The 21,340-nt window shown below is 64.4% G+C and carries 17 protein-coding genes and 1 riboswitch; of the genes, 9 read left to right on the top strand and 8 right to left on the bottom strand.

Features of this window, described 5'->3' with window-relative positions; translation table 11 throughout:
* Window positions 1-283 precede the first annotated feature (283 nt).
* Entirely contained in the window at window positions 284-3,520 is a 3,237-nt protein-coding gene (locus OUZ49_RS16170; RefSeq protein ID WP_266151598.1) for an efflux RND transporter permease subunit, read from the bottom strand.
* A gap of 175 nt (window positions 3,521-3,695) precedes the next feature.
* Window positions 3,696-4,964, bottom strand: coding sequence for an efflux RND transporter periplasmic adaptor subunit (locus OUZ49_RS16165; protein ID WP_266151597.1), 1,269 nt, complete (start codon window positions 4,962-4,964; stop codon window positions 3,696-3,698).
* Between the two features lie 87 nt (window positions 4,965-5,051).
* On the opposite strand from OUZ49_RS16165, the gene OUZ49_RS16160 reads away from it, so the two are divergent.
* Together OUZ49_RS16160 and OUZ49_RS16155 are read left to right on the top strand one after the other, a co-directional pair.
* A complete protein-coding gene (locus OUZ49_RS16160) occupies window positions 5,052-5,243 on the top strand; it encodes a hypothetical protein (RefSeq protein ID WP_266151596.1) in 192 nt (63 codons plus the stop codon).
* 63 nt (window positions 5,244-5,306) lie between these two features.
* Window positions 5,307-5,828 carry a c-type cytochrome gene (locus OUZ49_RS16155; RefSeq protein ID WP_380005342.1) on the top strand — a complete coding sequence of 174 codons (522 nt, stop codon included), beginning with the start codon at window positions 5,307-5,309 and terminating at the stop codon, window positions 5,826-5,828.
* Between the two features lie 191 nt (window positions 5,829-6,019).
* On the opposite strand, the gene OUZ49_RS16150 is transcribed toward OUZ49_RS16155, so the two are convergent.
* Entirely contained in the window at window positions 6,020-6,637 is a 618-nt protein-coding gene (locus tag OUZ49_RS16150; RefSeq protein WP_266151595.1) for an acyl carrier protein phosphodiesterase, read from the bottom strand.
* 57 nt (window positions 6,638-6,694) lie between these two features.
* Between OUZ49_RS16150 and OUZ49_RS16145 the strand changes: the two genes are divergently transcribed.
* Both OUZ49_RS16145 and zapE read left to right on the top strand, forming a co-directional pair.
* Window positions 6,695-7,384 carry an alpha/beta hydrolase gene (locus tag OUZ49_RS16145; RefSeq protein WP_266151711.1) on the top strand — a complete coding sequence of 230 codons (690 nt, stop codon included), beginning with the start codon at window positions 6,695-6,697 and terminating at the stop codon, window positions 7,382-7,384.
* Between the two features lie 73 nt (window positions 7,385-7,457).
* A complete protein-coding gene (zapE, locus tag OUZ49_RS16140) occupies window positions 7,458-8,573 on the top strand; it encodes a cell division protein ZapE (protein ID WP_266151594.1) in 1,116 nt (371 codons plus the stop codon).
* Between the two features lie 7 nt (window positions 8,574-8,580).
* On the opposite strand, the gene OUZ49_RS16135 is transcribed toward zapE, so the two are convergent.
* Window positions 8,581-9,429, bottom strand: coding sequence for an alpha/beta hydrolase family protein (locus tag OUZ49_RS16135; protein WP_266151593.1), 849 nt, complete (start codon window positions 9,427-9,429; stop codon window positions 8,581-8,583).
* A gap of 111 nt (window positions 9,430-9,540) precedes the next feature.
* Between OUZ49_RS16135 and OUZ49_RS16130 the strand changes: the two genes are divergently transcribed.
* Together OUZ49_RS16130 and OUZ49_RS16125 are read left to right on the top strand one after the other, a co-directional pair.
* Window positions 9,541-9,918 carry a peptidase C13 gene (locus OUZ49_RS16130; RefSeq protein ID WP_266151592.1) on the top strand — a complete coding sequence of 126 codons (378 nt, stop codon included), beginning with the start codon at window positions 9,541-9,543 and terminating at the stop codon, window positions 9,916-9,918.
* A gap of 165 nt (window positions 9,919-10,083) precedes the next feature.
* On the top strand, window positions 10,084-11,385 hold the full coding sequence (locus tag OUZ49_RS16125) for an amidohydrolase (RefSeq protein ID WP_266151591.1): 1,302 nt from the start codon (window positions 10,084-10,086) through the stop codon (window positions 11,383-11,385).
* Between the two features lie 601 nt (window positions 11,386-11,986).
* On the opposite strand, the gene OUZ49_RS16120 is transcribed toward OUZ49_RS16125, so the two are convergent.
* Entirely contained in the window at window positions 11,987-12,370 is a 384-nt protein-coding gene (locus tag OUZ49_RS16120) for an ArsR/SmtB family transcription factor (RefSeq protein WP_266151590.1), read from the bottom strand.
* A gap of 99 nt (window positions 12,371-12,469) precedes the next feature.
* Between OUZ49_RS16120 and OUZ49_RS16115 the strand changes: the two genes are divergently transcribed.
* A complete protein-coding gene (locus OUZ49_RS16115) occupies window positions 12,470-13,216 on the top strand; it encodes a glucose 1-dehydrogenase (RefSeq protein ID WP_266151589.1) in 747 nt (248 codons plus the stop codon).
* Window positions 13,217-14,814: 1,598 nt separating this feature from the next.
* Window positions 14,815-15,546: a DUF1223 domain-containing protein gene (locus tag OUZ49_RS16110; protein ID WP_266151588.1), complete on the top strand. Its 732-nt coding sequence runs from the start codon at window positions 14,815-14,817 to the stop codon at window positions 15,544-15,546.
* Window positions 15,547-15,579: 33 nt separating this feature from the next.
* Here the strand turns inward: OUZ49_RS16110 and OUZ49_RS16105 are convergent, their stop codons facing one another.
* From OUZ49_RS16105 to OUZ49_RS16095, 3 genes are all read right to left on the bottom strand, one after another.
* On the bottom strand, window positions 15,580-16,671 hold the full coding sequence (locus OUZ49_RS16105; protein ID WP_266151586.1) for an MBL fold metallo-hydrolase: 1,092 nt from the start codon (window positions 16,669-16,671) through the stop codon (window positions 15,580-15,582).
* Window positions 16,672-16,856: 185 nt separating this feature from the next.
* Window positions 16,857-17,300, bottom strand: a complete 444-nt coding sequence (locus OUZ49_RS16100) for a hypothetical protein (RefSeq protein WP_266151585.1) — start codon at window positions 17,298-17,300, stop codon at window positions 16,857-16,859.
* A gap of 77 nt (window positions 17,301-17,377) precedes the next feature.
* Window positions 17,378-19,588: a TIR domain-containing protein gene (locus OUZ49_RS16095; RefSeq protein WP_266151583.1), complete on the bottom strand. Its 2,211-nt coding sequence runs from the start codon at window positions 19,586-19,588 to the stop codon at window positions 17,378-17,380.
* A gap of 346 nt (window positions 19,589-19,934) precedes the next feature.
* On the opposite strand from OUZ49_RS16095, the gene OUZ49_RS16090 reads away from it, so the two are divergent.
* A complete protein-coding gene (locus OUZ49_RS16090) occupies window positions 19,935-20,798 on the top strand; it encodes a type 1 glutamine amidotransferase domain-containing protein (protein ID WP_266151581.1) in 864 nt (287 codons plus the stop codon).
* 323 nt (window positions 20,799-21,121) lie between these two features.
* A riboswitch (cobalamin riboswitch) is annotated at window positions 21,122-21,335 on the top strand.
* The last annotated feature ends 5 nt before the right edge of the window (window positions 21,336-21,340 follow it).

The raw sequence follows: 21,340 nt of genomic DNA, 5'->3' as shown, positions 1-21,340 counted from the left end.
AAGAAGATGGATAGACCGGGCATCAACCGTTCAACGCATGACGAGACGATTGGTTGATGCCTCACCGTTACCCATGTAGGAGCGCACCCAGTGCGCGAAAAGCCTAAGTAGCGTTGACGCCGCCACCCTTTTCGCGCACAGGGTGCGCTCCTACAAAGGCGGCGGGGGGATGTGCCGTCGCGAAAGTGATCGCGGGAAACGCCGAAAGGGGCGCGACCCGTAGATCGCGCCCCTTTCGTTTCGACTCCGGCGGGATGAGCCGCAGCGGATCGTCGCAACAACGTCACATCGCTCCTCGCACCTGCGCGCTGTCCAGCGCACGACGCTCGCGTCGTTCGCGCAGCCAGTCGGAGAAACGCTCCATGTAAAGGTAGATCACCGGCGTGGTGTACAGCGTCACCAGCTGCGAGAGCAGCAGGCCGCCGACGATCGACACACCCAGCGGCCGGCGCAATTCGGCGCCGATGCCGTTGCCCAGGGCCAGCGGCAAGGCACCAAGCATGGCCGCCGCCGTGGTCATCATGATCGGGCGGAAGCGCAGCAGGCAGGCGCGGCGAATCGCCTCGTGCGGCTTCATGCCTTCGCGCTGCGCCTCGATGGCGAAGTCGATCATCATGATCGCGTTCTTCTTCACGATACCGATCAGCAACACGATGCCCACGATGCCATCCACCGACAGGCTCATGCCGCACAGTATCAGCGCCAGCAAGGCGCCCACGCCGGCAGGCGGCAAGGTGGAGATGATCGTCAACGGGTGGATGTAGCTCTCATACAGCACGCCCAGCACGATGTAGATCACCACGATCGATGCCACCAGCAGCAGCACTTCGTTGGTCAGCGAGGTGGAGAATTCCGCTGCCTTGCCGACGAACTGGCCGCGCACCTGCGGTGGGAAGTTCAGCCGCTGCTCGACGTCATGGATCGCCTTCACCGCCTCGGATAGCGAATAGCCCGGCGCCAGGTTGAACGAAACGGTCACCGCGGGGAGCTGCTGCTGGTGGCTGACCACCAGCGGTGCGCTGGTGACTTCGGCAGTCGCCAGCGAGGCGAGCGGAATGGTGCCGCCGGCGCCGATGACCACGCCGGTGTTGGCCACGCCAAGGCCGGTGCTGGTGGACGAATTGCTCGATGCCACCTGGCCGAAGCTCGTCGCATTGCTGCCGGTCAGCGCGCCGCTGCCATTGCTCTTCACGGTCAGCTGGTTGAGCAGCGCCGTACTGGAGCGGAACTGCGGCGCCACTTCCAGCACCACGCGGTACTGGTTGAGCTGGGTGAAGATGGTGGAGATCTGGCGCTGGCCAAACGAGTCGTACAGCGTGTCGTCGATGGTCTGCACCGGCACGCCGAGGCGGCTCGCCTTCTCGCGATCGATGGTGAGCTTCAGCGAGGTGCCCTGGTCGGCAAGATTGTTGTCGACGTCGGAGAGTTCCGGCCGCTCGCGCAGTGCCTGGGTCATCTGGTTGGCATAGGTCGACAACTCGGCCGCGTTCACATCCGACATCGAGTACTGGTACTCGGTGGCCGACACGCGGCTGTCCAGGGTCACGTCCTGCACCGGCTTCAGATACAAGGCCACGCCCGGGATATCGGCGGCCTCCTTCTGCAGGCGCGCCAGCACCGTGTCGAGGCTGTCGCGATCACCACGGTCCTTCAGCACGATGCTGAGCTGACCCTGGTTGAGCGTCGGGTTGATCGAACCCGCGCCGATGAAGGCGGCCACGCCGGTGACGGCGGGATCGCGGCGCAGGGCGTCGGCGACCGCCTTGGTGCGCTGTTCCATCTGCGGGAAGGCGACGTTCTGGTCAGCCTGCACCACGCCGGTCACCAGGCCGGTGTCCTGCTCGGGCAGCAGGCCCTTGGGAATCACGATGTAGAGGAAGATCGTGACCACCACCGTGATCGCCGCCACCAGGATGGTCAGGCGCTGGTGCTCGAGCACCCAGTCCAGCGAACTCTCGTACAGGCCCACGATGCGCGACCAGGTGGTGCGCTTGCCCGCCGCCGCGTGACGCTCGTGCGCGTCATCGCCTTCCGGCAGTGCATCGGGCTTCAACAGGTAGGCGCACATCATCGGCGTCAGCGTCAGCGACACCAGCATCGAGATGGTCACCGCGATCGTCAGCACCCAGGCGAACTCGTGGAACAGGCGGCCGGTGACGCCAGGCATCAGCAGCAGCGGCAGGAACACCGCCACCAGCGACACGGTCAGCGACAGCACGGTGAAGCCGATTTCCTTCGCGCCGATCTCGGCCGCTTCCTTGCCGTCCTTGCCCTGCTCGATGTAGCGCACGATGTTCTCGATCATCACGATCGCATCGTCCACCACGAAGCCGGTGGCGACGGTGAGCGCCATCAGCGAGAGGTTGTCCAGCGACATGCCGGTGAAGGCCATCACGCCAAACGTGCCCATCAGCGACAGCGGCACCGCGACGGACGGAATCACCGTGGCCCACAGGCGGCGCAGGAACACGAAGATCACCGCCACCACCAGGAAGATGGTGAGGATCAGGGTGAACTGCACGTCCTCGACCGAGGCGCGGATGGTGATGGTGCGGTCGGCGAACACTTCGAGATGCACGTCGGCCGGCAATACGCTGCGCAACTGCGGCATGATCGAGCGGATCTGCTCCACCGTCTGCACGATGTTGGCGCCCGGCTGGCGACGGATGTCCAGCAGCACGGCGGGCTTGCCGTTGGCCCAGGCGGCCAGCTGGTCGTTCTCCACGCCATCGATGACGTTGGCGACGTCGGACAGGCGCACCGGCGCATTGTTCTTGTACGCGATGATGGTGTTCTTGTACTCGACGGCCGTCGCCAGCTGGTCATTGGTGCCGATGCTGTAGGACTGCGTGGCGCCGTTGAGCGTGCCCTTGGGCGCGTTGACGTTCGCCTCGGTGAGCGCGCTGCGTACGTCTTCCATGGTCAGGCCGAGATTGGCCAGCTGCGCCGGATTCACCTGCACGCGCACCGCGGGGCGCACGTTGCCGGCGATCGACACCAGGCCCACGCCCTGCACCTGCGACAGCTTCTGCGCCAGGATCGAGTCGGCATAGTTGTTCACGTCGCGCAGCGGCAAGCTATCGGACGTGAGCTTTAAGGTCATGATCGGCGCGTCGGCCGGGTTCACGCGGTTGTACACCGGCGGATACGGCAACGTGCTGGGCAGGGTGCCGCGCGCCTGGTTGATGGCCGCCTGCACGTCCTGCGCCGCGATGTCGATGTCGCGATCCATCGCAAACTGCAACACGATGGTGGACAGGCCCGCCGACGAGTCGGAGGTCATCATGCTCAGGCCGGAGATCTGGCCGAAATTGCGTTCCAGCGGCGTGGTGACCAGCGAGGCCATGGTGGAGGCGCTGGCACCCGGGTACTGCGTGGTGACCACCAGGCTCGGCGCCGAAATTTCAGGCAGGGCCGAGACCGGCAGCTCGCGGTAGCCCAGGATACCGAGCAGCAGCACCGCCACCATCAGCAGCGAGGTCGCGATCGGTCGGCGAATGAAGAGTGTGGAGAAGCCCATGGGGAATGCCGTCTGTTAGGTGGCGGACGCGAGTCGTCGTCGCACGCTATGTCGATACGCGAGGGGCGGGGGGCGAGTTGCGGGGGCGCCTGTCCGTGGCGCCGCGCTCCCGCGGAGTCTCACGAAAGGCCTGATTGTCGCGCCCTCGCTACTCATCCCTCGCCTCTATCCAGCATCAGCCGCCGCGGCGACCACCGCCGTTCTGCTGGGCCTTCTTCTTGGCCTGGTCCACTTCCGCCGCGGTCGGCGCCGTCGGCACTTCGCCCGGCTTGAGCGCCTTCACCTTGCTGCCCGGCTTCAGGCGGAACTGGCCTTCGGTCACCACCGGATCGTTCAGGGCCAGGCCCGAACCGATCATCACGTGGCTGTCGCCGACTTCGCCTGCCACCTTCACCGGCTGCATCTTCACCGTCTGGTCTTGCTGCACAAGATAGACGTAGTCGCCATCCGGTCCGCGCTGCACCGCTTGCCCCGGGATCACCAGGCCGCCGCTCACGGTGTGCACCTTCAGGCGCACGTTCACGAACTGGCCCGGCCACAGGGCGCTGTCGGTATTGGCAAACACCGAGCGCAGCTTGAACGTGCCTGTGGTGGTGTCGATCTGGTTGTCGACCACGTTCAACTGGCCGTCGTTGGCGATGGTGTGGGCGTCGGCGCGGTCCAGCGCCAGCACTTCCAGCGCGTTACCGACCGCGGCGGCCTTGCGCACCATCTCCAGGTTCTGCTCGGGCAGGTTGAACATCACGTAGATCGGATGGATCTGCGTCAGCGTGACCAGGGCCGTGGTGGTGGTGACCACGTTGCCCGGGTCGACATTGCGGATGCCGGCCACGCCGTCGATCGGCGAGATGATGCGGGTGTAGTCCAGGTTGACCTTGGCCGCGCGCAGCGACGCCTTGTCCGCCGCCACCGTCGCGGTGAGGTTGGTCACGTTGTTGCGGAAAGTGTCCATGTCGAGCTGGGCGACATAGCCCTTGGCAACCAGTGCGTCGTTGCGCTTGAGGGTGCTCTGTGCCGTGGCGAGCAGGGCTTCGTCCTGCTGCTGCTTGGCCTCGGCCTGGTCGTAGGTGGCCTGGAAGGGACGCGGGTCGATCTGCGCCAGCAGGTCGCCCTTCTTCACTTCCTGGCCTTCCTTGAAGTTGATGGCCAGCAGCTGGCCGCTCACCTGCGGGTTCACCGTCACGGTGTTGAGCGCCTGCACGGTGCCCAGTGCGGTCAGATAGACCGGCACATCCTGCTTGACCACGTGCTCGACCGTCACCGGTACCGGCGCTGCGTCCTTATCCTTGTCCTGGCCGTCATCCTGGCCCTGTCCTTGACGCTGCCCGCGATGCTGCCCCTGGGCACCTTCCTCGGTACCCGGCTTGTGTAGCAGACGAAAGCCGACGGCCCCCACCACGATCACAGCCACAGCGATCAGCGCGATCTTCCAAAAACGCGACATGAAAAACTCCCAGAATAGACGGCGGGCCACCCGACCCAACAGCGCGCCCTGCGCGCCGGACTTGTATGTCGGATGAAAGGATAGGGTGTGTTCAACGGCATTGGACAATGCCAGTTGACATGGGTGCCCTATGACCGATGGCAGGGTTTTACCAGCCAATCATGTCAAGTTGCCGAATATTGCATGAAAACAGCGACTTTACGACGCACCACGCGCGCCCACGGCGTCGACCTGAAACTTGCCGCGAGCTTCGACTATAATCCGGCCCTTGTTGCCTGAACCCATGCCCAATCTTGGTTGCATGGCCGTCCATTGATACGGAGTACTTGCGTGAGCGGTTCCCTGACCAAATCCGACCAGAGCTTCATGCGCAGCTTTTCGCTGCTGATCGCGGGCCTTAGTGTGCTGACCCTTATGCTGATCGGTGGTGCCTGGTTGATCTACGACCGCGAGCCCAAGGAAGTTAACCCCGAGACGCCGAAGCAGGTCGCTGAACGCATCGCACCGGCCGGTGCCGTGTACGCCGGTGACACCGGCCGCGCCGCCATGCAGGCCGCCCAGGAAGCCGCCGCCAAGGCCGCCGCCTCGCAGGTCGCCTACGGTGGCTCCACCGATGGCAAGACGATTTACGACAACCTGTGCCATAGCTGCCATACCGCTGGCGTCGCCGGTGCGCCGAAGCTGGGTGACAAGGCGAACTGGGGTCCGCGCATCGCCCAGGGCCTCGACACCCTGGTCAAGCATGCCATCGAGGGCTACAAGGGCCCGGATGGCAACATGATGCCGGCCAAGGGCGGCAACCCGGCGCTGACCGACGAGCAGGTGAAGAACGCAGTGCATTGGATTGTGGATCAGGCCAAGTAAGGCCTGATCAAACAAGCTTTCGATAAACGCCGCCCATCGGGCGGCGTTTTCGTTTGCCCCATCTCCCCTTTGGGGAGAAGGTTGGGATGAGCCCCTAAAAGGGGGTAAAGGGCGGGTGCTCGCGGGAAGGGGGCTACGAAGCCCGCTTCAAAAAAGCCCGCCTAAAGAAGCCTCATCGCAAGATTGGCCCCTCACCCCAGCCCTCTCCCCGGAGGGGAGAGGGAGGGATTCGCTTCGATCCAGCCCTGCGCGAACCCCTGCAACTGCGGAAAAAATGTCTCGAAATGCCCGTGCAACGGCACGGATAACCCGGTCAGCACCGGCAAGGCCTCGCCCACCGGGTTCACCCGGCTCAGCCGATGCGAAATGCCATCCAGGGCGGCGGCCATCTCTTCGGGACGGGCGTAGCCGGCCGGCAACGCATGCGCCTCCATATACAGGCGAAAACGCTGCAGTCCGGTCGGCAGGGACGACTCATGGCGGCGCAGCAGGTCGCGCACGCCAGCGGAGTACGGCTCCAGCCCCCGCCCGCTCCAGCGTTCGAAGTCGAGCGCCAGCAGGTGGTCGAACCACATATCGAGCAGGATGCCGCCATAGCGTCGATACGGGGACGGAAGCAAGGCACGAGCCGCCACGACTTCAGGATGACTGTCGGTGTAGACGTCGATGGCGCGGTGCAGGCGGATACCCGTGATCAGCCGTTCGGGCAGGGCGGGATCGGGCTTGCCGTGCACGAAATCGCCCATCAGCCCACCCAGCTGCAGCAGTTCGTCATCGCCCGCCAGCAACGTATGCGCCAGGTTGTTCACGCACGTCGCCTTGCTTCGCGCGACCGGCGGCCGCACGTGGCGGTTATCATCATGGCCATGAATCCCGTCATGCTCCCTACCCAGCCCGACCAATTTCCCGCAGAGGCTGCCAGCTTCGCGCTCAGCGGCCCCGCCGGCAAGCTCGAAGCCATCAGCGACGTGGCCTTGCCGGAAGAGGCGCGCCATGGCACGGCGGTCATCTGCCATCCGCATCCGCTGCAAGGCGGCACCATGCACAACAAGGTGGTGACGATGGTGGAGCGCGCGCTGCGCGAGTCAGGGCTGGACACCGTGCGATTCAATTTCCGCGGCACCGGTGAATCCGAGGGCAGTTATGACAACGGCAATGGCGAAGGCGACGACCTGGCTGCCGTGGTGGCGTGGGTTCGTCGCACGCGTCCGGACGATTCGGTGTGGCTGGCCGGCTTTTCCTTCGGCAGCTATGTGTCGATCCGCAATGCCGTGCGCCTGCACGCCGATGCCTTGATCAGCATTGCGCCGCCTGCCGGCCGTTGGCCATTCGAAGGCATCGCCCTGCCCGCCTGTCCTTGGCTGGTCGTCCAGGGGGAGGAAGACGAGGTGGTCGATCCGCAGGCGGTGTTCGACTGGATCGACGGCATGGAGCATCCGCCCGAGCTGGTGCGCATGCCGGAGACCAGCCACTTCTTCCATCGACGCCTGATGGATCTGCGCGGCGCCGTGAAGCATGCGATCCAGACCTGGCTGCCGCCGCTGCGCCAGCGCTGATGCCATCTCGATTCCATCCACCGTGCCAGCTGCCGCGCCTTGCCGCGTAGCGCCCTGAGAGTTTGCCGTACCGATGACTGATTCCCCCCTGCTCGCGCCCAGCGCCCGTTACCAGGAAGGCGTCGCCGCCCATCGCTGGGAGGCCGACCCGGCCCAACAGGCGCTGCTGCCCGAGTTCAACCGCATGCATGCAGCGCTGATCGCGGCCACGGTCGACAACGGCGGCCTGTTTGGACGTCTGAAGTCCCTGCTCGGCAACGACACCCGCGAGGGCGTGCCCGGCCTGTATCTGTGGGGTAGCGTCGGCCGCGGCAAGACGTTCCTCATGGACCTTTTCGTCGCCAGCCTGCCGCATGGGATGGCACTGCGTCGCCACTACCACCGCTTCATGGGCGAAGTGCACGACCAGCTGCGTGCCCTGGGCGAACGCCAGGATCCCTTGCTCGAGGTCGCCGCGAACATCGCCGGGCGCTGCCGCGTGCTGTGCCTGGACGAGTTCCTGGTCAACGACATCGGCGATGCGATGATCCTCGCCACCCTGCTTGAGTCATTGTTCGCACGCGGGGTCTGCCTGGTGACCACATCCAACACGGCACCGGCCAATCTGTACAAGGACGGCCTGCAACGCGCGCGCTTCCTGCCTGCCATCGCCTTGATCGAGCAGCACTGCCGAGTCGTGCAGATGATTTCCTCGCATGACTGGCGCCTGCGCGCACTGTCCCAGGCGCCGGTGTATCACACGCCTCCAGGCCAGGAAGCCGAGCGCGCGCTCGCGCGCATCTTCGCCAGCCAGGCCGACGGTGAAGTGCAGGAAGGCGGCGAGATCATCCTCAACGACCGTCCCATTCCGCTGCGCAAACGCGCCAGGAATATCTTGTGGTTCGAGTTTGCCGCGCTGTGCGAAGGCCCGCGTGCGGTCGCCGACTATATCGAGCTGGCCAAGGCCGGCCCGGAGATCATCATTTCGAACGTGCCGCAGTTCACCATCTACACGGACGATGCCGCGCGCCGCTTCGTTTCGCTGGTGGACGAATTCTATGATCGCCACGTGAAGCTGATTCTTTCGGCGGCGGCGCCGATCACCGAACTGTATGACGGCGAACGGCTGCGTGCCGAATTCGGGCGCACGGAGTCGCGCCTGATCGAGATGCAGAGCGAGGAATACCTCGCCAGCGAACACCTGCCCTGACGCGGCGCTACTTGTTGCGCACCTCCACCCCGGCCAAATGTGGCGGCTCGCCACAATGGCCGCCACGCAAGCCATCGAGGTAGGAGCGCACCAGGCTGACCGTCGCCGTCTCGGTCTTGCCCGACAGACCTACCCCGGCAAAGTTGAGATGGCTGCTGCCGTCGATGACGCCCAGCCAATGGCAGCCCGGTCCCAGGCCATCGAAGGCCTGGGTACGCCAGCGATAGTCGCCATCCAGGCCGCCATCGCGCGTGCCAGTCAGCAGCAGCATCGGCGCGTGGATCGGCGCCCACGCCCCAGCTGGAAATACGCGCCCCGGTCCTTCCGGCGACAAGGCGACATAGGCGTCGAACCCACCCTTGCCCTGGACGCCGAGACGATTGGTCGCTCCCGCTTCCAGCATGACCGTGATGGCGCCCATCGAATGACCCAGCAGGGCCCGATACGGCGCGTGGCAGCGCTTTTCAGCCCACTGGGTCGCCGCGTCGATATCCATGAAGCGGGCGCGATACGCGTGGGCGTCGGTCACCAGCACGCCGATGCCTTCCTTCAGGCCGTGTTGGCGGACGTCGGCGCGCAACGAGGCGTTGCCACTTTCACGGTGCCCCATGACGATCGCACGCCAGCCGTCCTCGCTCATGGCCCGGGCCAGATAGGCATAACCTTGCTCGCTGCCGCCGGCGCCGTGCGAGATCAGCAACAGCGGCGGACAGGCCTTCGCGGACGCAGGCTCATACACCAGCAGCGGGGTCATCGCGCCATCAGCACGTTGCACCTGGGTGGATTCCGCCGCGGGTGTGCCGCTGCACGCCAGCATCGCCATCAGCATCACGCCTGGGCGAAGTATCACCTTCATCGCAGCCTCCCCCGGATGGAATGACGGCACCATAACCGTGCGTCGAGTCGCCAGCGTGAACGCAAGCTGCTTAACTGCTAACGTGAAATTTCCTGAACCGCCGGAGCCGCCATGTCCGCCCTGCTCGCCCTTGCCCTGCAACTGAGCCCCGCTGCCGGCGCCGACTTCCACGCGCGCGTCACCCAGGCCAAGCTGGCCGAAGGTGCGGCCACTGGGCCGGCCTATCAGAAGCAGGTATGGGATCGCATCGGCAAACCGACCACGGACGCTTACAAGTCCTGCATCGATAGCAACAAGCCGACGGACAAAGGCCCCTTCACCCTGGTGGCCAACGTCACGGCGGATGGCCGCCTGGTGCAGATCGATGTGCAGCCGCAAACGGCCGTAGCCAAATGCATGGCCGGCCAGTTCGCCAGCTGGATGCTGCCGGCGCCACCGGCACAGCCCAAGCCCTATCCGATCGAGATCGACTTCAGCATCGCGAAGTAGAAGGCGCTGCCGGCCACCCTGGCGGGCCAGCCGATCGGCGCGCCAAGCCTGATGGCCCGGTCGCTTCGCCTCGCCTTCAGCGAGAGCGGACAGACGGTGTTTGGCGACGCGGCCGTGCGCGTCGCCAAACGCGCTAGGATCGGCTGACCTTCCAGGAGACACCTCATGCGCCGTACCGTGCTTGCCCTGTCCCTTTCCATCGCCGCCGCCGTGTGTGGATCCGCTGATGCCACCGACACCGCACAACTCGTGCAGGGCGAGCTGCCGCAGGTCACGGCGTGGCGACGCGATATCCACCAGCACCCGGAACTGAGCAACCGCGAGACACGCACGTCCGCCCTGGTCGCAGCACAACTGAAGAAGCTAGGCCTGGAAGTGCACACGGGCATCGCCCATACCGGCGTGATCGGCATCCTCAAGGGTGGCAAGCCCGGACCGAAGCTGGCCATCCGTGCCGATATGGATGCCCTACCGGTGACCGAGGAAGTGGATCTGCCCTTCGCCTCCAAGGCCAAGGGTGAGTATCGCGGCAAGCAGACCGGCGTGATGCACGCCTGCGGCCACGACGCGCACACGGCTATGCTGCTTGGACTGGCGACCGTGCTGGCCGGCATGAAGAAGGACCTGCCCGGCGAAGTGATGTTCGTGTTCCAGCCCGCCGAGGAAGGTGCGCCCCCTGGCGAAGAAGGTGGCGCCTCGCTGATGCTGAAGGAAGGCGTGTTCCGCGACTTCAAGCCGGATGCGATGTTCGGCATGCACGTGGTCAGCGCGCTCAACACCGGCACAGTTGCCGTGCGCCCGGGCCCGACGATGGCCGGCTCGGACTGGTTCAAGCTGGTCGTGCACGGCCGCCAGACCCACGGCGCCTTGCCCTGGAATGGCGTGGATCCCATCGTCACGTCGGCAGAAATCATCAGTGCCGCCCAGACCATCGTGAGTCGCAAACTCAATATCGGTGACCTCCCTGCCGTGCTCAGCTTCGGCATCGTCGAAGGCGGCGAACGCTTCAACATCGTGCCCGACAAGGTGGAGCTGCAAGGCACGCTGCGCACCTTCGATCCGGTCATGCGCCAGCAGGCCATCGACAACCTCAAGAGCATCGCCGATCACATTGCCCAGGCCAATGGCGCCACCGTGGACGCCACCATTCCCGTTGGCGACAGCAACCCGGTGCTGGTGAATGACCCTGCGCTGGCTGCGCGCGTGCGCGCCAGCATCGGCAAGGCGATCGGCAGCGACCACGCGATCGAAGCCAAGCCGTGGATGGCCTCGGAAGACTTCGCCTATTTCGCCAAGGCAGTGCCCAGCGTCTACTTCTTCGTTGGCTCCACGCCGGTTGGACAGGATGCCTCGAAGGCGCCTGCCAACCACTCGCCGAAATTCTTCATGGACGAAGCCGCACTCAAGATCGGCATGGCGTCCATGCTGCAAGCCACGCTGGATTACCTGAACGGTGCTGCGAGCTGAGCTTGCTTGCGCGGGCCAGGGCGCGGCCTAAGAGCCTGTTCACGATCTCCGCGTGGCCCGCGCCGGGAGCTGTTTGCGCGCAGACCAAGGAAGAACGAAGGAGTGTACGTCCGTACACGACTGAGTGATGACGCGGGGCTGGGGGCAAACAGACCCGGCCCGAAGGGTTGAGTGCGTGTGCCCGCCAGGAACCGGCGCGCGGCTCGACCTGACAACCAGTCCTCGCTCCTCAAAGCCGGCGCCATGCATGGCGCCTCCCCGCGTGCAGGCGCTTCGCCACGCACCACTCCCTGGCGGGCACACGCACTCAACGCGGGCTACGCGGAGATCGTGAACAGGCTCTAAGAACGGACAAAGAAAGGCCCCCCTTGCGGGGGGCCGATGAGCCGATTCTAGGGGGTAGAGGACCGACTCATGGCGTCTGGATCTAACAGAGGACCGATCAGACGTAGGTAGGATGCCGCGACTGGAAACGCCTTTATGCAGGCATTGCCCTATTACGAAGTCAGCCAACTGCCCGCTTCGTGCATGATGCCTGCCGCGAGCGCGGGGACGCGGCGTGGCGTGACGCACCATCTCAGACCACCGCGCGACACCAACATCATCCTGCCTTCGCCTTCGACGTGGCAGCCTGTCGTTTCGCTGGACGCGAGCGGCTGGTGGATTGAATGCGGTGTGCATTCATGATCGCGGCGAGCAAGCCCGGAAAGCGCTGTTCGATTTCTTCGCGGCGAGAGCTGTTGTGCATTTCCACGCCATGCCGCTCGCTGCGTATCAACCCCGCCTCCCGCAACGCGCGGAAATGCTGCGAAAGCGTGGACTTCGGAATGCTGCGGTCGCTCACCTGCAGGAAGTTCGAGCAGGTGTGGGCGCAGGCGGACCCAGCCAGCTCCGCGAAGATCGCCACGCGCACGGGGTCCGATAGCGCATGCAGGATGCCCTCTACGGTTATGTCTTCCAGCGACGGGTGGGTCAGGGGCCTCATCGTTTGATTTTATCAGCTCTTGATAATTAGTTCAGAAGTTCATATGTTGCGAACTATTGAAGTAGATCGTGCCTCTCCCTCCCTCCAAAGGAACACGTCATGAGCAAGCTCAAAGGTAAAGTCGCCATCGTCACCGGCGCATCCAAAGGCATTGGCGCCGCCATCGCCAAGTCGCTCGCTGCCGCCGGTGCATCGGTCGTCGTGAACTATGCGTCGAGCAAGGCGGGCGCCGACGCCGTGGTTGCCGAGATTGCCGCGGCCGGCGGCAAGGCAGTGTCGGTAGGCGGTGATGTCTCCAAGGCCGCCGATGCGAAAGGCATCGTCGACGCCGCCATCAAGCATTTCGGCAAGCTCGATGTCCTGGTCAACAATTCGGGCGTCTACGAGTTTGCCCCGCTCGAAGACATCACCGAAGAGCATTTCAACAAGCAGTTCAACGTCAACGTGCTTGGCCTGCTGCTGACCACGCAGGCGGCGGCCAAGCACCTGGGCGAAGGTTCCAGCGTGATTAATATCGGTTCGCTGGTTACTCGCGTCGTGCCTCCCGGCAGCTCGGTATACACCGCCACCAAGGGCGCCGTGGATGCGATTACCGGCGTGCTCTCGCGTGAGCTTGGCCCGCGCAAGATTCGCGTCAATGCGGTCAATCCCGGCATGGTCGAAACGGAAGGCGCGCACACGGCAGGCTTTATCGGCTCTGAATTCGAATCGCACGCCGTCGCCAACACGCCGCTTGGCCGCATAGGCCAGCCGCACGATATCGCCACGATCGTCACCTTCCTCGCTTCCGACGACTCGGCCTGGCTGACTGGCGAACACCTGTTTGCAGGCGGCGGTCTGCGCTGATCGAACAACCGACCACACAAGGGCGCATTCCGATGTTCGGAGTGCGCCCTGATCGTGTGGCTTAAAGCCGTGCTGCGATGCACTTCCATGCACGCCTCAACTCGGGAAAAACCGACGAGGGGTGTGCTGCGTCGAGTCAGCAGACACGCTTCATCACAGCCTGTTAATGCGATCCGGCGCACCGTCATCCTTACTACGTAACGGCGATTACCTGACGATCGCCAGCGTCGACGAAGGTCCTCCCATGATCGCGCGCTCGACTTCAAGATCGCAGCTTCACACTCGTTTCGATACCTGGCTCGATCGCGCCCGTCGGATCGCGCGCCAGATGGGTTACCTGGCACCCGCGGCAGCGCCGGTCCCGTTGACGCGGCGGCAGTCGTTGCTGCTGGCCCAGGACAGCAAGAAAGCGCAGGAGACGGCGCGCCGTCTCACGCTTGTCCGATCCATCAAGGGCGAGCCTTGGCGGTAACGGCAAGCTCGAACGGCGGTTGCGGGGCCGGCGGTCCGATTGGCCGTCCAAAGCCGGCGGGTCGATTTGAAGATGCAGCCTTGCAGATGCCGGGAGCGCCTGCCGCCAGCCCTTCTCGGATGAAGTTCATGCTTCACTGGCGGAGAACCTCATGCATCACCCGGCAACCCTGACACTGTCCCAGTGGGTACTGCTGCGTGGGATCGATCATGAGTGCCCCATATCCTTGGGCGCGGTTGGCCACCTGAGCGACTTGCGCGGTCTGCTCAAGGAGAACTTGGTCAGGCTTGGCCGATCCAAGGTCTCGCTCACTCCGCTTGGCCGCGAGGTCCTTTGGTACCACCGCATGCACTGAGGCCGCCCTGGCACCCAGGGGCGCCGCCGCCGAAAAGCGCTTGACCCGCCGGCCAACTAGCGTATGGTGAAGGAACGTGTGGGTGCCCGCCGCTCATGCCTCTATGCATCCGCTGCTCGTGCCCACCGCACCTAGCGCCTCAGCAATCGAGGTTTCGAAACGATGATTCACCCTGATCATCTGGATCAGGCTCAACTCAGAGCGACCGAATGAATCCGTTTCCCAAAGCACTCTCACTCGCCAATATCCATAGCGTTTACAGCGGTGCGGTCGTAAAAACTGCGCCGGACGCGAACCCAAGCAAGGCCGAGGGATCGCAAGTCAGCTACAAGACCACCAATCAGTTCGCACGCGAGCCAAACCACTCGGGTACCGCTCCGTCAAAGCCGCTGGCACCCAATACGCGTTTCCGGCGCTAAGCCGGTACGAACACCTGCCAGCACGCCGCCGTGAGCGCGGCGTGCAGCAGGGTGGAGTCGCCTGGAAAGACGGACGAGCAAGATCCCGTCAATCCATCGCTTCTTCGCCGGCTGCGGGATCAAGCCCCGGCCCGTCTGGTCACCTGTCCAGACTTTGTCCCCTGCGCTTCCACTTCAAACTGCAGACGCGGCTATACCGTGCGTCCAGCGCGGCGCCGGGCCGACTTCGCTGCAATGGGCGCTTGCCCGCACAAGAGGGCGTGTCGTGTAACCGACGCAGGCGATGCGGCGAAGCAATCACGTAGGGGTAAGCTAAGCCCGCCCCAAGCTTCGTCCTTGCCCGGAGAGCTGCATGGCCATGATCTTCAGCAGGCTGCACCAGACGCTGCTCGGCGCTGTCGCGTTGCTCGGCTTCAGTGCGCTGAGCCAAGCCCAGGACTCGCCATCAACGCAGCGACAACGCCTGGTGGTGGTGGAACTGTTCCAGAGCCAGGGCTGTTCATCGTGTCCACCCGCGCAAGCCAACCTCAATGCGATCGCCGGACAGCCAGACATTCTTGCGCTGTCGTTCGGCGTGACGTATTGGGATGATCTTGGCTGGAAGGACACCTTCGCCCGCGATGCCTATACGCAGCGGCAATGGGACTACGCGCGCGCGCACAAGCACGACAACGTCTGGACGCCGCAAATCTATATCAATGGCCACACGGACATCGTGGGGACGGATCGCGCCCAGCTCGCCGACGCCATCGCGCATGCCAATAGCAGCGGCCCTTCGATCGATTGGAAGCAAGGTCAAGTCGTCGTGGGTGCAGGCCAGCCGTCCGCACCTTGTGATGTCTGGCTGGTGCGTTATGACCCGCACATGCTCAGCGTTCGTATTGGTGCCGGTGAGAACAGCGGCCGCACGCTACAGCATCGCAATGTCGTGCGCGAACTCGTTCACCTCGGTACGTGGAGCGGAGCGGCGCAGGCCTTCCCGCTCCCACCTGCGCAATCATCGGCCTTGTCGACGGCCGCGCTGGTCCAGGTTCCGCGAGGTGGCGACATTCTCAGCGCTGCAAAGGAAGCGGTTTCGCCCTGACGCGCCATGCCGCGGCTCTGAAAATGCGGGAGCCTAGTCGTTCGTGCGCATGGCCAGGAATTCGGCCGCCTCGAGCGCCGGGCCTTGCCATTGGCCCGGAGCCACACCCCGCCACCACGGCTGCACGCCTTCCACCTGGACCGGCTCCACCGGTTCGCCCAGACGCGGCATCAGCAGCCCTTCGGGTGCCTTGGCGAGCAACACTTCCGCCGGCTCGGCCCAGGGATGCATGGCCAGATTGAAGGTGCCCCAATGCACCGGCAGCAGGCGACCGCTGCCTAGTTGGGCCCAGGCCTCCAGCGCATTGTCCGGGCCCAGGTGCACATTGCCCCAGGAGGGATGAAACGCGCCGACCTCGATCATCACCAGGTCGAATGGCCCCAGGCGCTGACCGATTTCGGTGAAGACCGGCGACAGGCCGGTGTCGCCGCTGAAAAACACTGCATGCCGCTCTCCACGCAAGGCAAACGACGACCACAGCGTGGCGTTGCGATCGTGCAAGCCACGCCCGGAGAAATGATGCGAAGGTGCCGCGGTGATGGTCAGTCCACCTGGCAAGACGGTGTGCTCCCACCAATCCAGTTCGGTGATGCGTTCCGCCGGCACGCCCCACGCTTCCAGATGCACGCCCACGCCCAGTGAGGTGACGAACGGCACCTGCAAGGCGGCCAGCGCGCGAATGCTCGGGTAGTCGAGATGGTCGTAGTGATCGTGCGAGATAAGCACCGCATCGAGCGGCGGCAGTTGCGCTATATCGACTGGCACCGGCTGGAAGCGCTTGGGCCCGAAAAAGGAAAACGGCGAGGCGCGCTGTCCCCACACCGGATCCGTCAATACGCGGTGGCCGTCGATCTCCAGTAGTACCGTCGAGTGTCCCAGCCAGGTGGCGCGCAGGCCCGTTTCCACGGGCCGTGTCCAGACGCTGCGCGGATCGAGCGCGGGCAAGGGTTGACCCGGGGTACGTCCTTCGCCGCCAAAGACAAAGTCGACCAGCGAGGGACGGTTCTCGCGCACAAGCTGCGCGCTGGAAGGGTAGGTATTGACGAAGCCATCGCCGGCGTACTGCGCGGACGCCTGCATCCGCTCAAGCCGGAGACCGCTTGCATGTCGGGCAAACAAAGCCATCTCGAACCTCCCGGGCAGACGCTATCGGCGCACCCGTTCACGTGGAATGTCGACGCATGAGACATGCCCGCCGCCGGTGTTCCGGCGGCGGCGAAGGTCGTTCCTTCGTTATCGGGTCATCCCGGCGAATTCCAAGTCGAGACGTTTTGGCCTTGCCCCAAGCGGCAAGCGGCGTCCGCCAGGTGCTAGTTGTTCTTTATCGATGGGTTGGGGTTGTTCGCGGGGCCCGCGGCAAATGTCAGCGGCACGCCGAACACCTTGTCACCGAAGCGGGCGAACAGCTGGTAATGCCAGGTTCCTTCGCTGGTCTTGTCGATATGGTGATTGTGGATGGTGAGCTTGTTCTTGCCGACGCGCTGCAGTTTATGAAAGACCTTTTCGTCGGGTTTCTTGATGAGCCACGCAAAACCGGGATTTTCCTTGTCATCAAGCGCGCAGAATTCACCGCTACTGGCGTTGCCCTTGAGCACCCACGTGATGGTATGCATATGCCGGGAGTCATTCAGCTTTTCGAAACTGTGGTGGTGCTTGCCACCATCAACGACGAGTACGTTGTAGTCGTTGCCTTTGCTCAGATCGTCCTTGAGCTCGACACTCACCTCGACGTGCTGCTCGGCTTGCTGATTCATGGTGAACTCCTATGCGAGAGGTTGGTCCCCGTGCTTGTGGATGTTTCCGCCTCCCCTGCCAGCCCTGTGCACCCTCCCTAGCGATCGTCTCTGCTGGTTGCCGCCAGCAGCTGTTTCTGGAACGCCGCATTGACCGGATAAGCAATGTGTTCGCGCTGCAATACCGCGAGCAGGGCCGCATCGCGATAACCGCTCAGCCATAGCTGCCGGATCAGCGGCAGCGCCTCGGGCTTGCGACCCAACGCGAGCAGCGCCTCCACCTGCAGGGCCAGCAGGCGCGGATCGCCCTGGCCGCGAATCTGGGCCTGCGCGGCCGTCACCACCGCAGCCTGCAGCTGCGCGGCGGCGGCCGGGTCGTTGCTGAGCCTGGCCAGCAAGGCTTGCGCAGCGAGCGTGGCAAGCAGGGTCGAGCGGTCGCGGGGCTGTTGTTGCAGCAAGGGTTCCAACGTGTGCAGCGCTGCCTGCACCTGTGCGCGCGCCGCATCCGCCTGGCCCACGGCCAGGGTTTCGGCAGCCTGCTCGGTCTGCGCCTCGGCCAGCTCACGTTGCAAGCTTGTGTCGTCGGGGTTCTTCCGAACCAGCTCGGGATATATCGATAGCGACTGCGCGGTCAGTGCCTGCGCCGATGGCAGATCGTCGTTGAGGCGTTTGAGCCGGGCCAGCTGCTGGGCATAGTGGGCAAGGTCTCGCTGAAAGCCGCTGTTGTGCGGATCGAGCTTCACCAACGCGGTCGCCATTTGCACCGCCTGCTGCAAATGATGCATGCCGGTTTCGTCATCACCGGCCAACGCCAGCGTGCGTCCCAGGATGGCCCGTACCGTGAGCATGGCGTCGCTTTGCCCATTGTCCTTGGGGTCGCGCTCCGCCAATTCAGTTTCGATAGCGTCATCGTTGCCGTACTCGGTGATGGCGGTGACAAGGTCCCCGTGCAGCAAGGCCATCTTGCCGAGGTTATTGTGCGCACCGCCGAGCTCAAGAGCCCATTCGGTCTTGCCGGGATCGGCCGCCACCAGTTTCCTGGAAAGGTCGAGTGCGCTTTTGTATTGCACGGACGCTTCATCCAGCCGACCGCGGGCCTCAAGTACATGGCCAAGATTGTTGTCGATCATCTCCAGCTCGAACTGCAACACAAGATCATCCGGTGCGTGAGGCCCGGCCTGCCGCAGCACGCCCTGCGCCGACGCAAAGCTCGCCTGGGCCTCGTCGAGCTGTCCCTGGAACCAGTGGTTCTGGCCAATGAAGGTGAGGATGCGCGCGTGCTGGAGCTGGCGCGACGTGTCGGCGGGAGCGGCCGCGGCCAGCGCGGCGGTGAGCTTCGCGGCGGCCTGGTAAGACGCCATGGCGTCCGGCAGGTGACCCAGTTCCTCGCGAATGCGGCCGATCTTTTCCAAGGCCTTGGCGCGCTGGGCCAGAGCCTGGTCGGTGACATCGGTGAGCGGCAGCGAAGCGAAATACGCCATTGCCTTGTCGTCGACGGACGCCATGATGTCGAGCCGCTTCACCTCCTGCAGCTTGTCATTGAGATCGCCAAGCATGAAGTCGACCAGGTCCTCGGCCTGCTTCTGGCGACGTTCGGCAAGCTGGCTGGCCGCGTCCGCGGCGTGCTGCGCGATGGTTGCCCTGATCGCCAGGGCGGTGGTGACCGCCATGACCACCAGTGCCGCTGCGGTGATCGCCGTCATGCGCCGATGACGGCGCTGCAGCTCGCGCTGCCTCAGGCTATCGAAGCCGATATCGAGCATGCCGGCAATCAGTTTCAGCTTGGCCTTGCCGCGACTGTCCTTGCCGGCGCGCGCGTCCGCCGCGATCGGCTCGGTGCGCGCCGTGGTCGGCTGCCCATGGGCGTCCAGTAGGAAACGCAGCGCCGGCGCGAAGCATTCCTCGGCCTCCCGGCCCGGCCAATCACTGGCATTGGGCTCGCCGTCGACGATCAGGCAAAAAACGCGTTCGCTGCGACCCAGCCGCTTGAAGGCCAGCACTTCCTCCTGCACCCAGTGCGAGCTCGCCGAGCGCGGCGAACAGATGACGATCAGGTTCTCCGATTGGGCCAACGCCTCATTGACCTTGCGCCCCAGGTCGGTCGCGCTGGCCAATTCGTCGCGGTCGCGAAAGATCGGCACGAGACGTCGCGGGATCGTTCCCGCGGCCGTCTGCTGGCCGACCAGGCGTGAGGGGACACGGTAAGTTTCCAAAGCCTTGTGCAGCCAATCGGCCCAGGACTTGTCCTGGTGGCTATAGCTGATGAAGGCGCGGTACCGGAATTCCGATACCGCGGGTGCCTGCGCCATATCGCAACGCACTCCTGCAGAAGGCTGCAGCCTTCCATGGCCGTGGAATCCCCACGACAATCGACCGGAGATCAGGCACCGGCCCACCGAACACGCCGACACATGGTTTCGATTTCATCACGGTAGCACACAAAATGTGATCCACGTCACACTTTGGAAGCCTGGGCCAGCCGCCTTGCCGGCCGGGCAACCAGGGCGCGGGGCCGGGTCCGTCGCAAACAACCGGATGGCGGCGTCCTTGGTTACGCGATCGATCCTTGCCGTATGGCCGGGTGATGGCTAGCGCAGGGGCTATGCGCCATAGTCAGCCGCTATGCCTCACCCAACCTGCCGCAGAAAGATCCACATGGCCACTGTCCTCATCCCCCTCCCCCACCTGGACTTCGACCCCAGCGAAGTCGCTGTGCCCTGGCGCGTGCTGACCCAGGCGGGACATCGGGTGACATTCGCCACGCCGGATGGCCAGCCGGCAAGCGCGGACCCGATCATGATCAGCGGTGAAGGGCTGGATCTGTGGGGTTGGATACCGGGCCTGCGCAAGCTGACGGCGTTTGGCCGTCTATTACGCGCCAACGCGGTCGCGCGCCGCGATTACGCCGCGCTGCTGAAGGACCAGGCCTTCAACGCGCCACTGCGTTGGGACGACATCGAACCTGCGAGCTTCGACGGACTGCTGCTTCCCGGTGGCCACTGTGCGCGTGGCGTGCGTGTGTATCTCGAAAGCTCGCGACTGCAAAGTGTAGTCGCCGCCTTCTTCGCCGCCAACAAACCGGTCGCCGCGATCTGTCATGGCGTGGTGCTGGCTGCGCGCAGCCGTGGCGCGGATGGGCGTTCCGTGCTGCATGGCCGACGTACCACCGCGCTGACCTGGGCGCTGGAGAAATCCGCGTGGACCTTGACCCGCATCACCCGCTTCTGGGACCCGGACTACTACCGCACCTATGCCGATGGTCCCGGCCAGCCGGTGGGCCATATGTCGGTGCAGCAGGAAGTGACGCGCGCCTTGGCCAGACCGGAAGACTTCCTCGATGTACCGCGCGACGCGGCGCACTATCGCCGTAAGACCTCCGGGCTCGTGCGCGATAGCGACGCGGATGCGACGCCGGCGTTTGTGGTGCGCGATGGGAACTACGTCTCCGCCCGCTGGCCTGGGGATGTGCACCGTTTTGCTGCGGTGTTTGGCGAGATTCTCTCCAGTCGCCGGGTCTGAGCCTGAGCCTGCGCGCGCCGTTACAGAATCCCGGGAACATGGCCGAAGTAAGCCGTCATCCCCGCGAACGCGGGGATTCAGCGACTTGCTCCAATTTGCCCCTGCCATTCGGACGCGAGGAAAGGCACCGGATCCCCGCGTTCGCGGGGATGACGGTTTGGGAGAGGTGGCGCTTTCGGCTGTTGCAGTCCTTCCTGTGGAGCCATTGAACAGAACCCGGAAAATTTTTCTGGCGGGCCGATAAGCCCCGCCACGGCTTCGGTTTTTCCGGCTTATCCACCGACCAATCCACAATCTATTGGGTTGACCGACCCGGTTTAGCCCGATATGTTGTGCCCGTCGGTGCCTCTCTCAGACCTACGGTCGGATTGGCTTAATAGGGAATCCGGTGCGAATCCGGAACTGCCCCGCAGCGGTAAGTGGAAACGAAAGCTCCCATCGCACTGGCCCTCAGCGGCTGGGAAGCGGGAGCAAGTAGGTCGGGTCGCAAGACCCATGTCCACGAGTCCGAAGACCTGCCGGCACATCGTGGCCTGAGCGCC

It is taken from the genome of Dyella halodurans, assembly GCF_026283925.1.
Taxonomy (GTDB): domain Bacteria; phylum Pseudomonadota; class Gammaproteobacteria; order Xanthomonadales; family Rhodanobacteraceae; genus Dyella; species Dyella halodurans.
The sequence above is the reverse complement of the archived record's forward strand: the minus strand, read 5'-3'. Positions and strand labels throughout refer to the sequence as shown.

Bases quoted from the DNA above. Each gene is read 5' to 3' on its own strand.
- OUZ49_RS16170 (WP_266151598.1), bottom strand. From the start codon at position 3,520: ATGGGCTTCTCCACACTCTTCATTCGCCGACCGATCGCGACCTCGCTG.
- OUZ49_RS16165 (WP_266151597.1), bottom strand. From the start codon at position 4,964: ATGTCGCGTTTTTGGAAGATCGCGCTGATCGCTGTGGCTGTGATCGTG.
- OUZ49_RS16145 (WP_266151711.1), top strand. From the start codon at position 6,695: ATGAATCCCGTCATGCTCCCTACCCAGCCCGACCAATTTCCCGCAGAG.
- zapE (WP_266151594.1), top strand. From the start codon at position 7,458: ATGACTGATTCCCCCCTGCTCGCGCCCAGCGCCCGTTACCAGGAAGGC.
- OUZ49_RS16135 (WP_266151593.1), bottom strand. From the start codon at position 9,429: ATGAAGGTGATACTTCGCCCAGGCGTGATGCTGATGGCGATGCTGGCG.
- OUZ49_RS16130 (WP_266151592.1), top strand. From the start codon at position 9,541: ATGTCCGCCCTGCTCGCCCTTGCCCTGCAACTGAGCCCCGCTGCCGGC.
- OUZ49_RS16125 (WP_266151591.1), top strand. From the start codon at position 10,084: ATGCGCCGTACCGTGCTTGCCCTGTCCCTTTCCATCGCCGCCGCCGTG.
- OUZ49_RS16120 (WP_266151590.1), bottom strand. From the start codon at position 12,370: ATGAGGCCCCTGACCCACCCGTCGCTGGAAGACATAACCGTAGAGGGC.
- OUZ49_RS16115 (WP_266151589.1), top strand. From the start codon at position 12,470: ATGAGCAAGCTCAAAGGTAAAGTCGCCATCGTCACCGGCGCATCCAAA.
- OUZ49_RS16110 (WP_266151588.1), top strand. From the start codon at position 14,815: ATGGCCATGATCTTCAGCAGGCTGCACCAGACGCTGCTCGGCGCTGTC.
- OUZ49_RS16105 (WP_266151586.1), bottom strand. From the start codon at position 16,671: ATGGCTTTGTTTGCCCGACATGCAAGCGGTCTCCGGCTTGAGCGGATG.
- OUZ49_RS16100 (WP_266151585.1), bottom strand. From the start codon at position 17,300: ATGAATCAGCAAGCCGAGCAGCACGTCGAGGTGAGTGTCGAGCTCAAG.
- OUZ49_RS16095 (WP_266151583.1), bottom strand. From the start codon at position 19,588: ATGGCGCAGGCACCCGCGGTATCGGAATTCCGGTACCGCGCCTTCATC.
- OUZ49_RS16090 (WP_266151581.1), top strand. From the start codon at position 19,935: ATGGCCACTGTCCTCATCCCCCTCCCCCACCTGGACTTCGACCCCAGC.